The 15,280-nt window shown below is 39.1% G+C and carries 17 protein-coding genes; 9 read left to right on the top strand and 8 right to left on the bottom strand.

The genetic code is table 11. The features are described 5' to 3' along the window. Positions 1-26: 26 nt before the first annotated feature. A complete protein-coding gene (locus AC1M9N_RS07990) occupies positions 27-278 on the top strand; it encodes a DUF2789 family protein (protein ID WP_035264173.1) in 252 nt (83 codons plus the stop codon). Between the two features lie 70 nt (positions 279-348). On the opposite strand, the gene AC1M9N_RS07985 is transcribed toward AC1M9N_RS07990, so the two are convergent. Both AC1M9N_RS07985 and AC1M9N_RS07980 read right to left on the bottom strand, forming a co-directional pair. Continuing rightward, positions 349-1,206: a LysR family transcriptional regulator gene (locus tag AC1M9N_RS07985; protein WP_035264171.1), complete on the bottom strand. Its 858-nt coding sequence runs from the start codon at positions 1,204-1,206 to the stop codon at positions 349-351. A 131-nt stretch (positions 1,207-1,337) separates the two neighbouring features. Further along, on the bottom strand, positions 1,338-1,574 hold the full coding sequence (locus AC1M9N_RS07980; protein WP_035264169.1) for a DUF2061 domain-containing protein: 237 nt from the start codon (positions 1,572-1,574) through the stop codon (positions 1,338-1,340). A gap of 234 nt (positions 1,575-1,808) precedes the next feature. Between AC1M9N_RS07980 and leuC the strand changes: the two genes are divergently transcribed. The 5 genes from leuC (at position 1,809) to leuB (ending at position 6,054) form a co-directional block, all read left to right on the top strand. After that, positions 1,809-3,257, top strand: a complete 1,449-nt coding sequence (gene leuC, locus AC1M9N_RS07975) for a 3-isopropylmalate dehydratase large subunit (RefSeq protein WP_035264359.1) — start codon at positions 1,809-1,811, stop codon at positions 3,255-3,257. A gap of 12 nt (positions 3,258-3,269) precedes the next feature. Next, positions 3,270-3,599 (top strand): hypothetical protein, encoded by a 330-nt coding sequence (locus AC1M9N_RS07970; protein ID WP_155756938.1) that lies wholly within the window; start codon positions 3,270-3,272, stop codon positions 3,597-3,599. Between the two features lie 18 nt (positions 3,600-3,617). Continuing rightward, positions 3,618-4,268 (top strand): 3-isopropylmalate dehydratase small subunit, encoded by a 651-nt coding sequence (gene leuD / locus AC1M9N_RS07965; RefSeq protein WP_481588649.1) that lies wholly within the window; start codon positions 3,618-3,620, stop codon positions 4,266-4,268. Positions 4,269-4,365: 97 nt separating this feature from the next. Further along, positions 4,366-4,944 (top strand): hypothetical protein, encoded by a 579-nt coding sequence (locus AC1M9N_RS07960; RefSeq protein WP_179998722.1) that lies wholly within the window; start codon positions 4,366-4,368, stop codon positions 4,942-4,944. A 30-nt stretch (positions 4,945-4,974) separates the two neighbouring features. Further along, positions 4,975-6,054, top strand: coding sequence for a 3-isopropylmalate dehydrogenase (leuB, locus tag AC1M9N_RS07955; protein WP_179998721.1), 1,080 nt, complete (start codon positions 4,975-4,977; stop codon positions 6,052-6,054). 27 nt (positions 6,055-6,081) lie between these two features. On the opposite strand, the gene AC1M9N_RS07950 is transcribed toward leuB, so the two are convergent. After that, positions 6,082-6,399 (bottom strand): hypothetical protein, encoded by a 318-nt coding sequence (locus AC1M9N_RS07950; protein ID WP_481954562.1) that lies wholly within the window; start codon positions 6,397-6,399, stop codon positions 6,082-6,084. Positions 6,400-6,728: 329 nt separating this feature from the next. Next, positions 6,729-6,950, bottom strand: coding sequence for a translation initiation factor IF-1 (gene infA / locus AC1M9N_RS07945; RefSeq protein WP_004692529.1), 222 nt, complete (start codon positions 6,948-6,950; stop codon positions 6,729-6,731). A 228-nt stretch (positions 6,951-7,178) separates the two neighbouring features. Here infA and AC1M9N_RS07940 point away from each other — a divergent pair, with 228 nt between their 5' ends. Further along, entirely contained in the window at positions 7,179-8,186 is a 1,008-nt protein-coding gene (locus tag AC1M9N_RS07940) for an AraC family transcriptional regulator (RefSeq protein ID WP_035264130.1), read from the top strand. Positions 8,187-8,238: 52 nt separating this feature from the next. Here the strand turns inward: AC1M9N_RS07940 and truA are convergent, their stop codons facing one another. The 4 genes from truA to asd form a co-directional block, all read right to left on the bottom strand. Continuing rightward, on the bottom strand, positions 8,239-9,036 hold the full coding sequence (gene truA, locus AC1M9N_RS07935; protein ID WP_481954561.1) for a tRNA pseudouridine(38-40) synthase TruA: 798 nt from the start codon (positions 9,034-9,036) through the stop codon (positions 8,239-8,241). A gap of 8 nt (positions 9,037-9,044) precedes the next feature. Continuing rightward, on the bottom strand, positions 9,045-10,022 hold the full coding sequence (locus AC1M9N_RS07930; protein WP_481954560.1) for an asparaginase domain-containing protein: 978 nt from the start codon (positions 10,020-10,022) through the stop codon (positions 9,045-9,047). Positions 10,023-10,059: 37 nt separating this feature from the next. Beyond that, positions 10,060-11,982 (bottom strand): hypothetical protein, encoded by a 1,923-nt coding sequence (locus AC1M9N_RS07925; RefSeq protein WP_481954559.1) that lies wholly within the window; start codon positions 11,980-11,982, stop codon positions 10,060-10,062. Between the two features lie 284 nt (positions 11,983-12,266). After that, a complete protein-coding gene (gene asd / locus AC1M9N_RS07920; protein WP_481954558.1) occupies positions 12,267-13,385 on the bottom strand; it encodes an aspartate-semialdehyde dehydrogenase in 1,119 nt (372 codons plus the stop codon). Positions 13,386-13,571: 186 nt separating this feature from the next. On the opposite strand from asd, the gene AC1M9N_RS07915 reads away from it, so the two are divergent. Further along, positions 13,572-14,696, top strand: a complete 1,125-nt coding sequence (locus AC1M9N_RS07915) for an endonuclease/exonuclease/phosphatase family protein (protein ID WP_035264120.1) — start codon at positions 13,572-13,574, stop codon at positions 14,694-14,696. A gap of 371 nt (positions 14,697-15,067) precedes the next feature. Next, positions 15,068-15,280: hypothetical protein (locus tag AC1M9N_RS07910; RefSeq protein WP_481954557.1), on the top strand; the 213-nt coding region annotated here is incomplete at its 3' end.

Raw genomic sequence — 15,280 nt, 5'->3', positions numbered from 1 at the left:
TTAATCAAAATCATAAGGAATACACGATGCTAAATGCAGAGCCAAGAATGACCAACTTATTTGAGCAATTAGGATTGGATTCTAGCGAGCAAGCTATTGCAGAATTTATTGAAACACATCAGTTAGAAGCTGAAACCTTTTTGACTGAAGCAAGTTTTTGGTCTGAAGGTCAACGTCAATTTTTGAAAGAAAAATTATGTTCAGATGGTTCATGGGCATTAATTATCGATCAGCTCAATGAGTCTTTACATGAAGATTCATTGAAGAAAAAAGCTTAAGTAGCTCACTTGTCTTAATAAAGTAAAAAGTCATCTTATTAGATGACTTTTTAAATATCGAGTGCCGAAATTATTTCATTAAATCAACCAGTGCCTTGGCAGCCTTAGATTGGGTGCGTCCCGGATGCCAAACCATACCCAATTGACGCTGCATTTCTAAATTAATATCCAGTCTGACCAAGTCTTGATTGACTAAAGTACTTGGCAGGACAGACCAACCTAACCCAATAGAAGCCAACATGCGAATGGATTCAAGCGGATTATTGCTCATGGACACTTTAGGTTTTAATCCATTTTTTTCAAATTCTGCAAGGGTGATCTGCGCTGTATATGTTTGAGCTGCAGGTAATAAACTTGGGTACTGCATGAGATCTTCAAGGCTTAAATTTTTCATATTTGCCAATGGATGAAAAACTGCAGCAACGAAAACCAAAGGGTCACTCCATAAAGGAACATATTTTAAACGTTCATCTAGGACAGGGGGTAAGGTTAAGAATGCCAGTTCAAGGTCACCGGCTAACACTTTTTCATGCGCTTGTTCTGAATCTACAAAATGCACATCTAATGTCACATCAGGATATTGCTGAACATAGCTTTTTAAATGTTGCGGTAAATGATGTAATCCAATGTGATGGCTGGTACCAACTTTAAGCTTTCCTTTAATCTGATTTTGGTCGTGGCTTAAGGTGTGATGAATATCACCTAGTTCATTTAACCAATTTTTAACTTTAGGAAGCAGGGAATGAGCCGCATGGGTGGCTTGTACACCTCGGCCAGCAGATTCAAATAATTTGACACCAAAATAATCTTCTAAACTATGAATACGTTTGGTGACAGCGGGCTGAGTGATAAATAGTTGATCAGCTGCCATAGAAATCGAACCCGTTTCCATGACTTTTATAAAAGCTTCAAAGGCAGCAAGATTCATAATTTAAACTCGGTTATGAAAATATTATTTAATTATAAAATAAATTTATATCTATTGCGAAGTAATTCTTCATAAACTGTTGCAAAAAAAGCCGCATAGTGCGGCTTAGATGAGGAGGATCACAGGTGAAACTATGCGACGATATTTTCTTCCTGTTGTATCGTTTTTTTCTCCCACACGCGTTCGTGAATGAAATAAGCCACGGCTTGTACAGTAGGCTCAAGTAAACTTAAAGTAATTGCCATCCAAATGCTGCCTGTGACAAGGTAGCCTACAATCATGGCTACCGTAATGTGCATAATGTAGTAGCTTAATGTTTTTTTGAACATGCGTTGATTATCTTCAACAAATTTTTGAATATGTGCCATGTGAACATCCTCAGTTGGTGGTGATCTTGGAGATGTTAAAATGATAAGCATTCTTATTTAATCTGTAAAAGCGAATATTATTTTTAAATTAATCGTTTTTATAGATGGTTTTTGTGTTTAAATTGATTCTAAAAAGTTTTTAAACTAATAAAAATGATAAATTAGATTTATGTGAATAGGCCGTTATAATCGTAATTAATGACAGAATTACCCAGTCCAGTGGAGCAAATCGACATGGCAGGCGAAACCCAAAAAGCAGAAACTCAAACAAAAAAAACGTTGTACGATAAATTGTGGGACGATCATTTAGTTAAACAACGCGATGATGGATCTTCTTTACTTTATATTGATCGTCACTTGTTGCATGAAGTGACTTCTCCACAAGCTTTTGAAGGCTTACAACTTGCAGGACGTAAACCTTGGCGTTTAAGTGCAAACGTGGCAACTCCTGACCATAACGTACCAACGTCTACGAAAGAGCGTTCTGAAGGGATTGCGGGGATCGAAGATGATACTTCACGTATCCAAGTGCAAACTTTAGATGATAACTGTAAAACATTTAATGTTGCACAGTTTGATATCAACGATGTCCGTCAAGGGATCGCACACGTTGTTGGACCTGAGCAAGGTTTAACTTTACCGGGTATGACGGTTGTTTGTGGTGACTCTCATACAGCGACGCATGGTGCGTTTGGTTGCTTGGCACACGGTATTGGGACATCAGAAGTTGAACATGTATTGGCAACGCAATGCTTAGTTCAAAAGAAAATGAAAAACATGTTGGTACGTGTTGACGGTAAATTAGGTCAAGGCGTAACACCAAAAGACGTGGTTTTAGCGATTATCGGTAAAATCGGTACAGCTGGTGGTACAGGTCATGCCATCGAATTTGGTGGTCAAGTATTCCGTGATATGTCGATCGAAGGTCGTATGACGGTGTGTAACATGGCAATCGAAGGCGGTGCCCGTGTAGGTATGGTTGCCGTTGATGAAAAAACCATTGAATACGTAAAAGGTCGTCCATACGCACCTAAAGGAGAGCAGTGGGATCAAGCTGTAGCTTATTGGAATACTTTACATTCTGATGAGGGTGCACACTTTGATACAGTTGTTGTATTACAAGGTGAAGAGATTGAGCCACAAGTGTCTTGGGGTACATCTCCTGAGATGGTGATTCCTGTATCTCAAGCAGTACCGACATTAGAACAAGCAAAAGATGATGTACAACGTAACGATTGGACACGTGCTTATCAATATATGGGCTTAACCGCGGGTCAAGCATTGTCTGATATTAAATTGGATCGCGTATTTATCGGTTCTTGCACCAACTCTCGTATTGAAGATATCCGTGCGGCAGCTGAAGTTGCAAAAGGCAAAAAAGTTGCAAGCACGATTAAGCAAGCGATGGTTGTTCCGGGTTCTGGCTTAGTCAAAGCACAAGCAGAAGCTGAAGGTTTGGATAAAATCTTAATTGAAGCTGGTTTTGAATGGCGTGAGCCGGGTTGCTCAATGTGTTTAGCAATGAACGCAGACAAATTACAACCGGGTGAGCACTGTGCATCAACATCAAACCGTAACTTCGAAGGTCGTCAAGGTAATGGTGGTCGTACGCATTTAGTGAGTCCAGCGATGGCAGCAGCAGCGGCAATTGCAGGTCACTTTGTAGATGTGCGTACGTTCTAAGCAAACCTAGAAATGAGTTATGTAACTGAAGTGAAATGCTCACTGACTAGAGACTCAGTTTGCATGGGGGATGATGTAAATGCTCCTCATTTGTTACAGACTCACATTGTAAAATATGAACAGAGTGAACAGTTTTTCAATGAAATTTTAAAACACTATTCATTTCCAGCTATGGCATGTTGGTCTTGTTATTTAAATGATGAACTGTTTGCACTCATTAAATTTGATCATAAAGAAAATGGAGTCCATGTGGAGTACAAATATTTAAAAGATAAAGTTGAACTGTTAAAAGTTAATTTTATACATTTTAGATATGATAGTTCTTGTGAAACATGGTCTTGATTCCATTAGGTAGTAATCATGAAAAAATATACCGTTGAACAAGGTATCGTTGCACCTTTAGACCGTGCCAATGTCGATACAGATTTAATTATTCCAAAACAGTTCTTGAAATCAATTAAGCGTACAGGTTTCGGCGCGAATTTGTTTGATGAGTTACGTTATTTAGATGAAGGCTATTTGGGGCAAGACAACTCAAAACGTCCTTTGAATCCAGATTTTGAGTTGAACAAACCACGTTATCAAGGTGCTTCAATCTTGATTTCACGTGCCAACTTTGGTTGTGGTTCAAGCCGAGAACATGCGCCATGGGCTTTAGAAGAATATGGTTTTCGTACCGTAATCGCACCAAGCTATGCAGACATTTTCTACAACAACAGCTTTAAAAATGGCATGTTACCAGTGATCTTGTCTGAAGAGATTGTGGATCAATTATTCAAAGAGTGTGCAGCTCAAGAAGGTTATCAGTTAACGATTGATCTTGAAGCACAAGAAGTACGTACACCTACAGGCGAAGCATTTAAATTTGAAGTTGATCCATTCAGAAAGCACTGTTTGTTGAATGGTTTAGATGATATTGGTTTAACGTTACAAGCGGCAGAAGACATTCGTGCTTATGAGGAAAGAACTAAAGCTGTTCGCCCATGGGTATTCCAAGAAATCAAAGCGTAACTGATACTTAAAGCTATAGTGCTCTGATTCAAGTCTTGCTAATATCGGTGCAAAATTATTCTTTTAGTTTTGCGCCGTTTGGTGAGGTTGGGCACAAATGAAGGCAAAAGTTTTATTACGCTACGCGTTTTTCGGATTGTCTGTCGCCGTTTTATCCGCTTGTCAGACCGTAGACCGATTACAACTGAAAAAGATTAAAGAAACGCCTGAAACCAGAAATCATGCTTTGATTTATTGCTCAGGAACGCTGAATTGTGAGTTTGAAAGATTCGATGAGCATCCCATTGTTGATGCTCAATCTCGAAGATTAGATCAGCGTGCGATCAAGCAAGGTATCGTGCGATTAAATGCTGGCTCTTTGAAAGATCCGCAAGCCTTATATCTTTCAGTTCCTGCTGGACTGCATGAAGTGGTGGTTCGCTTTTATCCGATTTCAGAGGAAAAAGCAGAAACTATTAATGTCATCCATCGCTTCGAAGCAAAAAAAGATTACCGATTTGTAATGTTTAGAGATCGAAGCAGTGGAAAAAAAAGTTTACTTGATGCTTCTGCACCAGAGCCATTATGTGTTGACTTGTTGCAAGAGCAACAAACCATTCGTCGTTTCTGCAAACCCTATAATGTTCTCAATGGACTAGGTGAGTTTGTGGAACAAAAAAATTTAAAAACACGTTAGTTCATACTAACTTTACAAATGGAAAATCTCATGTCTAAACAAATCTTGATTTTAGCTGGTGACGGCATTGGTCCTGAAATTGTAAAAGCAGCTGAACAGGTCCTCACCCGTGTCAATGAAAAATTCAATCTAGATTTAACATGGGAACAAGGTTTATTGGGTGGCGCTGCAATTGATGCGCATGGTTCACCTTATCCAGAAGTTACCTCTGAACAAGCAAAAAAAGCAGATGCGATTTTGTTAGGTGCTGTTGGTGGTCCGAAGTGGGATACAATTGAGCGCTCAATTCGTCCTGAGCGTGGTTTATTGAAATTACGTAGCGAACTTAACCTTTTCGCTAACTTGCGCCCAGCGATCTTGTATCCTCAATTGGCAGATGCTTCAAGTTTGAAACCTGAAATTGTTTCAGGCTTAGATATTTTAATTGTCCGTGAATTAACTGGTGGTATTTACTTCGGTCAACCACGTGGTATTCGTGAATTAGAGAATGGTGAGAAGCAAGGCTTTAACACCGACGTATATGCAGAGTCAGAAATCAAACGTATTGCTAAAGTGGCGTTTGAAATGGCGAAACTACGCGGTGGTAAAGTGTGTTCAGTGGATAAGGCGAATGTTCTTGAAGTCACTGAGCTTTGGAAACAAACAGTAACTCAGTTGCATGCTGAACAGTATGCTGACATTAACTTGTCACATATGTATGTCGACAATGCAGCAATGCAATTGGTTCGTGCACCTAAACAATTTGATGTGATCGTAACAGGTAACTTGTTCGGTGATATCTTGTCTGATGAGGCTGCGATGTTGACTGGTTCAATCGGTATGTTGCCATCAGCTTCTTTAGATGAAAATGGTAAAGGGATGTATGAGCCTTGTCATGGTTCAGCACCAGATATCGCAGGTCAAAATATCGCAAACCCATTGGCAACAATTTTATCTGTTGCAATGATGCTTCGATATACGTTCCGTCAAGAAGCTGCAGCAAAAGCGATTGAAGATGCAGTAGGGAATGTTTTAGACCAAGGTTTACGTACAGCTGACATTATGTCTGAAGGCATGAAGAAGGTTGGGACAATTGAAATGGGTGAAGCAGTTGTTGCAGCGCTTAACTAATTTCAGTTGATTCATTCAAAACGCAGCCTATGAGCTGCGTTTTTTATTGCCGAGCTTTTGAAAGCGATATTGTTTTTTTAAGCTAAAAACACTTGAGCAAGTCATTACGTTACCGTATGACTGACTTGCTGAAGCTGTCTGTACAGGAATCATAAAACCATTTTCATCTTTCATCGAATTTCCCATTGGAATCGCGGTGTTGACTATACGTTCAAAAGTGAAAATTTCCCGCTCATCTCGAATCACAAGATTAGACTTCAGTTTAATGTTAAAAGAATTCAAATTGATATTTTCACGCATATGTTGGATATCTTGCCGTACAAATTGTGAAACATAAGTGTTCATATTTTTTGTTCTGAAAATTTGCTGTTTGGCATGCCGTAAACAGGAAAAGTGTAAATATGCAGATGGGCAAAAAACACAATTTATTTAGTGCACGAAATAGTGGGGCAGTACGACGATTTTTTGTGGTTGAGTGTGTATATGAGCATTGTTTTTATATTTGATTGAAAGTTAAGAACAAATAGTGAGTTTAATTATTCTATATATCTGAATTTGTCTCTTATCACAAAGACAGGCGATTGATTTAGCTGAATGAACTTTCTATGCGATTCATAAAATAAAAGTACAAAAACAAAAAAAGCCACTCAATGTGGCTTTTCGCTTACTAACACTTAGCGTGCACGGTAAGTAATGCGACCCTTAGATAAGTCATAAGGTGTCATTTCAACTTTAACACTGTCGCCAGTCAAAATACGAATATAGTGTTTACGCATTTTACCAGAAATGTGTGCAATTACTTCGTGACCGTTTTCTAAACGTACACGGAACATAGTATTAGGAAGCGTTTCGGTGACAACGCCTTCGAACTCGATAAGTTCCTCTTTATTGGCCATAGCCTACCTGATGATCAAATTGGAAAGGCGCAAATTATAGGCAAAATTTTAGAAAAAAACAAGGTTAAACCAAGTTCAGTCGGCGTTTCTATGGTCAAACTTGTCGAACAAACAAATAAAATTTTTAAACAAAAAAATGCTTAACTATGTTGTCAGTTTGGTCAATCGACTGTAATCTAATTCATAAGTTTTAAGTAAATATTAATAACATACAAGGAAGGGCACTGCGTGAGTCAGCTAACTGATGCTTCGGTTGTTCTACGATTAGGTTATCAAGCAATTCGTCGTGCTGGATTGCCCACAGAAGAAATTTTAACAAAAGCGGGTGTGGCCTTAAATCAAGTAGATCAAAATGCGCGTACGCCTTTAAGCGCGCAGTACGCTTTCTGGGTTGCTGCCGAAGAAGTCAGTAAAGATCCAGACATTGGTCTACATTTAGGTGAGCATTTACCACTTTATCGTGGTCAAGTGATTGAACATCTTTTTATTTCATCTGAAAATTTTGGCGAAGGCCTGAAAAGGGCTTTAGCATATCAACGTCTAATCAGTGATGCATTTCATGCCAAATTGGTTATTGAAGATGATCGTTGCTACCTAACCAATGGTGAACAACCTTTCTCTGAAAACCTAGTCAATCGTCATTTTTCTGAGTGCGCGATTTCAGGCATTTTAAGATTCTTCAAATTTATTACTGAAGGTCGTTTTCAACCTATATATATCGATTTTAACTTTAGCGAGGGTGCTTCAGACGATGAGTATTTCCGTGTATATGAGTGCCCGGTAAGTTTAGGTCAAAAAGAAACGCGACTTTATTTTGATCCTGCAATTTTAGATTATGTACTTTGGCAAGCCGAGCCAGAATTACTTCAACTACATGAGCAGTTGGCGATTGAAAAATTACAGGAGTTGGCTCGATACGATTTAGTGGGTGAGGTGCGCCGTGCCATTGGTTCTACACTTGAGAGTGGAGAAACAACGCTAGAAACTGTGGCGGCTCAGTTGAATATTACCCCACGTCGTTTGAGAACACAGCTCAGTGAAGCCAATACAAGCTTCCAGCAAATTTTATCTGACTATCGTTGTCGTTTAGCTAAAAAACTTTTGGCAAACACCAATGAAAGCGTAGAGAGAATTGTCTATCTGACGGGTTTCTCGGAACCAAGTACGTTCTATCGTGCCTTTAAACGATGGACCAATGAGACACCTGTTGAATATCGTAAGCGGAAACAGCGCTAAAAAAATCCCTTCTTTTGAAGGGATTTTTTTCTATTCAATTCAAAATAAAAAACTATTCAGGCATGTTTAACCAATGAGGGCCTAGGGGTACTTTAGGCAAGTTAAACTCTGCAGGATAGTGTGCTTGGATAAAGTAAAGGCCGTCAGGTGGTGCTGTGATCCCTGCTGCTTTACGGTCTTCTGCTGCGAATATTTCATCGATATAGTCAATGTCGTACATGCCCTGACCGATTTCCAGTAAACAGCCCATAATATTGCGAACCATATGGTGTAAAAAACCATCTGCTTGGATGTCTAGAACGAGGTAAGCACCGTGTTTGATGAGTTTGCAATGGCTCACATGGCGTACAGGCTGGTTGGATTGACACGCAGCAGCTCTAAAGCTTTCAAAGTTATGAGTACCCTCAAATTTTGAGGCTGCAGCAATCATTTTATCCACATCAAGTGGGTAATAAGCATGCGTTACCTGTTTGTGGAGTAAGGCAGGGCGCATGGGGCTGTTATAAACGACATAACGATAACGGCGAGCCTGCGCTTTAAAGCGTGCATGAAAATCACTATCCATTTCTTGAATCCATTGGATGGCAATATCTTTAGGGAGTGTACTGTTAGCCCCCATAAGCCAGCCACGAATTGGACGTATTGCATTTGTGTCAAAGTGAGCCACCATATTTGTGGCATGAACACCTGCATCTGTTCGACCCGCACCATGCAAAATGATGGGTTCATCAGCAATTTTGCTCAACACTTTTTCCATGGTTTCTTGTACGCTCGGCACACCAGGTTGCTGTGTTTGCCAACCTCGATACCGAACGCCACTAAACTCAATTCCGATTGCAAAACGCGGCATTTGAACCTCTAATTTGATGAATCATACCAATGTTGTAACCATTGATCTGTGGAGGGGTATTGTAAATACATTTTTAGAATTTTGGCATAAAGATCGGCATCACTGAGTGTATCGTCGATCAAAATATCAGATGCTTTAATCCAACTGCTAATTGCATAGCGTTGATCTAATTCTCCAAACATGACCTGACTACTTAATACAATATGGCAGCCTAAGGCACGAAGCTGCTTCAAAATATCTGTGGTATCCGCATTAATTGCTAAATTACCGGTTCCATATGCTTGAAGTATGAGTACATGAGGCGGATTGTCGATAAAACGCGTTAAATGCTGATTGAATAATTTGATTTCAATGGGGCGAAGACTCAGATTCGCAATATTGAGTTGTATCGAGCGTTCAATATGTTGCTCAGTAATGTTGAAAAAAGAACTTGATATGGGCTTGATGACATTTGTAAATGCTTCACCACAAAATGCATTTAGTGCCGTGCGATGAGTCTTAACTGCAGTTCTAGCATGAAAAATTTGATGGTTAAAGCATAAGTAAACACCATCAGACACATTTTCCATATGTTGGATGGCATGATTTAGATTATTTAAAGCGTCGCTCGATGGATGCAAAGTTGTCGCGGCATGATTGAGTAGGGGAAATTGGCTACCTGTGATAATGACTCGACACGTATCATGGAGAAATCGAGAAAGAATAGCCGCAGCATAACTCATGGTATCGGTACCATGAATGACAATAAATTTTTGAAATTGTTTAGTTTGTAATTGCTGGATTTGTTGGATTAACAGCAACCAATCACGTGCCGTACATGCACTACTGTCTTTAATCTCATGAGCCTGGACAAGCTCGATTTGATTTTGAACGGGCAAAATTTCTTTTAATTGCGGAAAAAAATCGGCAGCAGGCATAGGCGCTAAAGGTTCACCAACGCAACCAAATGTCCCACCCATATAGATTAAAGCTATTTTTGAACTCATAAAAAAAGCAGCCTGATTAGACTGCTTCATATTAAGATTAATTGGAATCAGATTCCATGCTCTCTCGGAGTTTTGCTGCACGCATTTTTTGTTCGTCATTGTAATGCGATTCATATTCCGTAATTAATTTTTCTGCTTCATCAAACGCGCCAAATTTAATGTATTGATCCGCCAAATCTAAATTAAGTTGAATTTCATCAACGTTGAGTAATTCAGGATAACGTTGCACAAGAGGATCATCAGGACGATTCGGATTCATTTTTATCGCAGATGTTTCATACGAATGACTGTGTTGCACTTCTACGTTTTCATCTGAAGAATTGAGGTCAAAATTAAATTCGTTTGTTGGTTCAATTGAGCTTTTTTCTGTAGATTTTGAATCAAGATTTTCTTCAAATTCTAAAGTCACGAAATCTAAATTCTGATCATTCATGGTTTGTTCTGGAACTTTTGCTGAGCTAGATATTTCAGCATCAAAGTTAAAATCATCTGAAAGATCAAAAGTGAGTTCATCCTTAGATGTTGTTTGAGAATGAGGCTGTTCCGACTGATCTGAAAAGCTAAATTCCAATGGATCGATTTCAATATTCAGTTCTTGTAGATTTTTTTCTGATGGAGAAGAACTCAGTGCTGAATGAGGGAGATCTGTTTTTTCACCCCATTCTTGACTCAAATCAAGTGTGAAGTCGAGATTTTGGATGGACTCATTTTCTGAAGCACGGTTCTCTCTAGCGGTCGACTGCACTGATTCTGTTTGTGATTTATTTTCAGACTGAAAACTGGTGAAGTCTAAATCAAACTCTAAGGGTGCGCGATCTTCAGTCGATTGATTGGTTGTTTCAGATTCAGTCTGTGTTTGAGCATTTTGCTCGAAAGTTAAATCTGTCGTTATAAATTCTAAAGATGTTTGCTCTTTTGATGCAGGAGCCTTCTCATCAACTTGCTCGAATGGATGTTGTGAAGTGGGTTGAGGTGTATCTTCCATAAAAAAATCGAGTTCAAAATGCTCGTTTTGCGATGGAGTCTGTTGTTCAGTTGCCTGCTGATTTTCAGCCTGATCAGAAGGGAGCTGGTCAATGATTTCTTCATTGGTTTTATTGAGCGTAAACTCTTCTGCTAAATCCAGCTGTTCTGAGCTAAATACAAAATGAGCAGTAGGTTCAGCAGAGACATGCTCAGTTTCTTCCTCAGGAGTGCTTTTCTTCTCTTTGGCTTGTAAGGGATGTGGGTATTGTTCTGTTTCAAACACAAATGTTGAGCTTTGAGAAGGAAGAGAAGATTGCTCTGTGGTCTCATTTGTTTCAGTGGGTGTGCTTTCCTGAGTGCTATGTTGTTCATCCTGTGATTTGATGAGATGATCAAAGGCTTGTTCTGATTGCACTGCAGGGATTTCAGTTATAAAACTGGTGCTATGAAACTGTGCAGCATGACGAGGCTGATTCTCGGTGTTCGATATATCCCGTGATTCTTTCGCAATTTCTTTATTCTGTTCCGCTTCTTTTGCAGCTTTAAGTTTGTCTTCAGCTTCATCCGCAATGTAATGTAATCCAGTGGAGCGTAAATAATTACTTAATTGTTTTAAAGCAAATTCATCATTCTGTAGGATGTGAATATCAATCAAATACGAGTAAAGCTCATGTTGTCTAGGATCACGATTCAATGCTTGATTGATTTTTGCTTCGGCTGACATATAGCTTTCTGATTGAATTAAGTATTCAATGCTGGCTTTAAGTTCATCAGCCACTGGTTCAGCACTTAAGTCTTGTGGTGCGCCATGACCGTGCTGTGAATAGGCTTGTTGTGGGGTGGAGCGAGTTTTAGGGCTTTTCTTAGCGCGTTTTACACTCACATTTTTTTTAGATTTTGTTGATCCTGTGTCACCATTTTTTTGTTTATCCTCACGTTTTTTGAGCACCAGTGCGATTAACAACAAGACGACAAATGGAATGACATACAACATAATTTTTCCCCTTCATTGAATTCAATGAATTTATTGCAAATCTAATACCTGAGTGCTCGAAATATTGGACTGTTTTTAATCTCGATTTTTTATATTCTCAGTTCATCATTATGCATCGATCAAGATGTTCGAAATAAGAAGTGATGAGATTGTAATTTAACTGTTTTTTGTATCGATGTCATAATATTTCCTTTCAAATAGCACTCCAAGCTCTAATCAATTCAAATTGCATAAAAAAAGCCGATCTAATCAGACCGGCTTTTTATTGAAGTGACTATTAAATATTAAGCATTTTTATAGTCAATCAAGATGCGTAGCATACGGCGTAAAGGTTCAGCAGCACCCCAAAGTAATTGGTCACCAACAGTGAACGCGCCTAAATACTCTTTACCCATATTGAGTTTACGTAAACGACCTACTGGAACAGTAAGCGTGCCTGTTACTGCAACAGGTGTAAGATCAGTCATTGATGCTTCACGTGTGTTCGGCACAACTTTAGACCAGTCATTTGCACTTGCAATGATGTCTTCAATTTCATTTAAAGGAACATCTTTACGAAGTTTTAAAGTCAATGCTTGTGAGTGACAGCGCATTGCACCAATACGTACACAGTGACCATCAATAGGTACAATTTGTGAATTACCAAGAATCTTATTGGTTTCAACTTGACCTTTCCATTCCTCTTTCGATTGACCGCTTTCAAGCTGTTTGTCGATATAAGGAATTAAAGAACCTGCTAAAGGTACACCGAAGTTTGCTGAAGGGAATCCTTCACCACGTTGTAATTCAGCAATTTTAGAGTCGATATCTAAAATTGGAGAACGAGGATCGTCTAATAGATCTTTTGTATTGTTATACAAATAGCCCATACCTGTGATGAGTTCACGCATGTTTTGCGCACCCGCACCAGAAGCAGCTTGGTAAGTCATTGAAGTCGCCCATTCAACAAGATTGTTTTGGAACAGACCACCAAGACCCATTAACATCAATGAAACAGTACAGTTACCGCCCACAAATGTTTTCGTACCTTTTACCAAACCGTCTTTGATCACATTCATGTTGACTGGATCTAATACGATGATTGCTTCATCGTCCATACGCATTGTAGATGCAGCATCAATCCAGTAACCATTCCAACCATCAGCTTTCAACTTAGGGAAAACTTCAGTGGTATAATCACCACCTTGGCAGGTAATAATGACATCCATTTGCTTCAGACTATTAATGTCTGTCGCATCCATAAGTGCTGGGGCAGTTTTACCACCAAACGCAGGGGCTTCACCACCTGCATTACTGGTAGAGAAGTAGAATGGCTCAAAATGAGCGAAATCATTCTCTTCAACCATACGTTGCATAAGGACGGAACCAACCATCCCGCGCCAACCGACCAGACCTACTTTCATGTCACTTTGCCTCGGTGCGTTAAAATAAAAAAGGGGGTTCGAGTGTATCAAAAGAGTGTATAACTGCAAGTGGTACACAATCAAAACAGCAAATATATTGTGCAATATATCTTGTTTATGTTACATGCAAAACTAATATAAATTTATGAATCATCGAAAAATTAAGAATATATAAAGAGAAGCGCTATGCTATGGATTGAGATACTGGCTGTTGTTGTGATTTGGTTAAGTTTTTGGTCTTTGATTCCGCGTGATGAGTGGTGGTTTCGAGGTGCCGATTTTCCAAGACTACAAATTTTAGCCCTAGGCTTTATCGCATTTATCCTCCTGTTGATTTGGGATGGGGAATGGGATTTAAGACGCCAAGTCATATTTGTTGGATTAATTGCTGCATTAGCATATCAATTGAAGATGGTTTTGCCTTATACCTTAATTTGGAAAAAACAGGTGAAACAGGTCCAACCAGATCAACTTGATCCATCAAAGCAAATCTCTTTAATTGTGTCGAATGTTTTAACACCAAATACAGAATATCATCGTTTGATTGAACAGATTCATCAGCATCAACCCGATATCGTATTGACGCTTGAAACAGACCAAACCTGGCAGAATGAACTTTCAGTCATCGAAGCGGATTATCCTTATCGTGTTCCAGTACCTTTAGATAATCTCTATGGAATGCATCTCTACAGTAAGTTGGAATTGAGTGATACCGAAGTCAAATTCATACTGAGTAATGAGATTCCTTCTATTCATACCACAGTGAAATTACGTTCTGGACAACCAGTTCAATTATATTGTTTACATCCCAAACCGCCGAGTCCAACTGAAGCCAAAGACTCTACATTACGTGATGCTGAATTGTTGATTGTGGGTGATCAAATTAAAGACTTGGATGAAAGTTGCATTGTCATGGGAGATCTAAACGATGTGGCATGGTCTCGTACCACACGACTATTTCAACGTATCAGTGGTTTATTAGATCCGCGTGTTGGACGTCATTATGTCAATACCTTCCATGCGGACTATCCGCTATTACGATGGTCACTCGATCATGTATTCCACAGCACTGATTTTGCTTTGGTGAAAATGGAGCGATTACCGCATATTGGTTCGGATCACTTTCCTGTGTACGTTGTTTTACAAACTGGACGACAATTTGAGCAAGTACAGCAAGAATTAGAACAGACGGATGCTGATGAGCAAGAGGCTCAGGAGGCGATTCAAGAAGGTATTGCGAAAGCTGAGAAAGAAGAGAAACAAGTGACAGATGAAATTGCGCAAGATTATAAAGATGGCAAACAAGTGTGAATAGATGCGTGTAAGAAATTGCTTACAATGAATGTGTCTGTTGACCCATAGTCACGAAGCGAGCTTAAGCGTAATCTAAGCTTATCGGCACAGGGAATGGGAATGGAATGATCCCAATATGGAAGACGACGCCGACGGAAAATCATCATGGAGATGATGTAGGAAAGGAAAGCCAATAAAACAATAATATGATTTTTGAAAAGCACAACCTCATCGACCCGAGTTTTACAGGATGTAGAACTCGGGTTTAGTTTATGGTGGATTTAAACGTTTATATGCATACAGGTCGAATGAATTAAATCTCGTTATTCAGCTCTAATCTTTTATTAATGATATGATTTGCCAAAATGAAAATATTGAGCAGATGGGGTATGACTTTGTTTCTTAAAAATATGAAAGACATAACTACAAGCAAATCCTTCGCTTCAATCGTTGTGTTAAATGTACTAATGAGCACCAGCGTATTTGCACAAGAAGCTGATGAAAAAATGATGGATGCGGTTGCATCTCAAGAACAGGTCGCGAACACTGAAGCTAAAGAAGCTAAAGAAGCTAAAGAAGCTAAAGAAGCTAAAGAAGCTAAA

It is taken from the genome of Acinetobacter sp. ANC_7655 (assembly GCF_056784015.1).
This window is presented reverse-complemented; position numbering and strand designations above follow the sequence as displayed.

Bases quoted from the DNA above. Each gene is read 5' to 3' on its own strand.
- AC1M9N_RS07980 (WP_035264169.1), bottom strand. From the start codon at position 1,574: ATGGCACATATTCAAAAATTTGTTGAAGATAATCAACGCATGTTCAAA.
- leuC (WP_035264359.1), top strand. From the start codon at position 1,809: ATGGCAGGCGAAACCCAAAAAGCAGAAACTCAAACAAAAAAAACGTTG.
- AC1M9N_RS07970 (WP_155756938.1), top strand. From the start codon at position 3,270: ATGAGTTATGTAACTGAAGTGAAATGCTCACTGACTAGAGACTCAGTT.
- AC1M9N_RS07950 (WP_481954562.1), bottom strand. From the start codon at position 6,399: ATGAACACTTATGTTTCACAATTTGTACGGCAAGATATCCAACATATG.
- AC1M9N_RS07960 (WP_179998722.1), top strand. From the start codon at position 4,366: ATGAAGGCAAAAGTTTTATTACGCTACGCGTTTTTCGGATTGTCTGTC.
- AC1M9N_RS07925 (WP_481954559.1), bottom strand. From the start codon at position 11,982: ATGTTGTATGTCATTCCATTTGTCGTCTTGTTGTTAATCGCACTGGTG.
- AC1M9N_RS07930 (WP_481954560.1), bottom strand. From the start codon at position 10,022: ATGAGTTCAAAAATAGCTTTAATCTATATGGGTGGGACATTTGGTTGC.
- AC1M9N_RS07990 (WP_035264173.1), top strand. From the start codon at position 27: ATGCTAAATGCAGAGCCAAGAATGACCAACTTATTTGAGCAATTAGGA.
- AC1M9N_RS07915 (WP_035264120.1), top strand. From the start codon at position 13,572: ATGCTATGGATTGAGATACTGGCTGTTGTTGTGATTTGGTTAAGTTTT.
- leuD (WP_481588649.1), top strand. From the start codon at position 3,618: ATGAAAAAATATACCGTTGAACAAGGTATCGTTGCACCTTTAGACCGT.
- AC1M9N_RS07985 (WP_035264171.1), bottom strand. From the start codon at position 1,206: ATGAATCTTGCTGCCTTTGAAGCTTTTATAAAAGTCATGGAAACGGGT.
- leuB (WP_179998721.1), top strand. From the start codon at position 4,975: ATGTCTAAACAAATCTTGATTTTAGCTGGTGACGGCATTGGTCCTGAA.
- asd (WP_481954558.1), bottom strand. From the start codon at position 13,385: ATGAAAGTAGGTCTGGTCGGTTGGCGCGGGATGGTTGGTTCCGTCCTT.
- infA (WP_004692529.1), bottom strand. From the start codon at position 6,950: ATGGCCAATAAAGAGGAACTTATCGAGTTCGAAGGCGTTGTCACCGAA.
- truA (WP_481954561.1), bottom strand. From the start codon at position 9,036: ATGCCGCGTTTTGCAATCGGAATTGAGTTTAGTGGCGTTCGGTATCGA.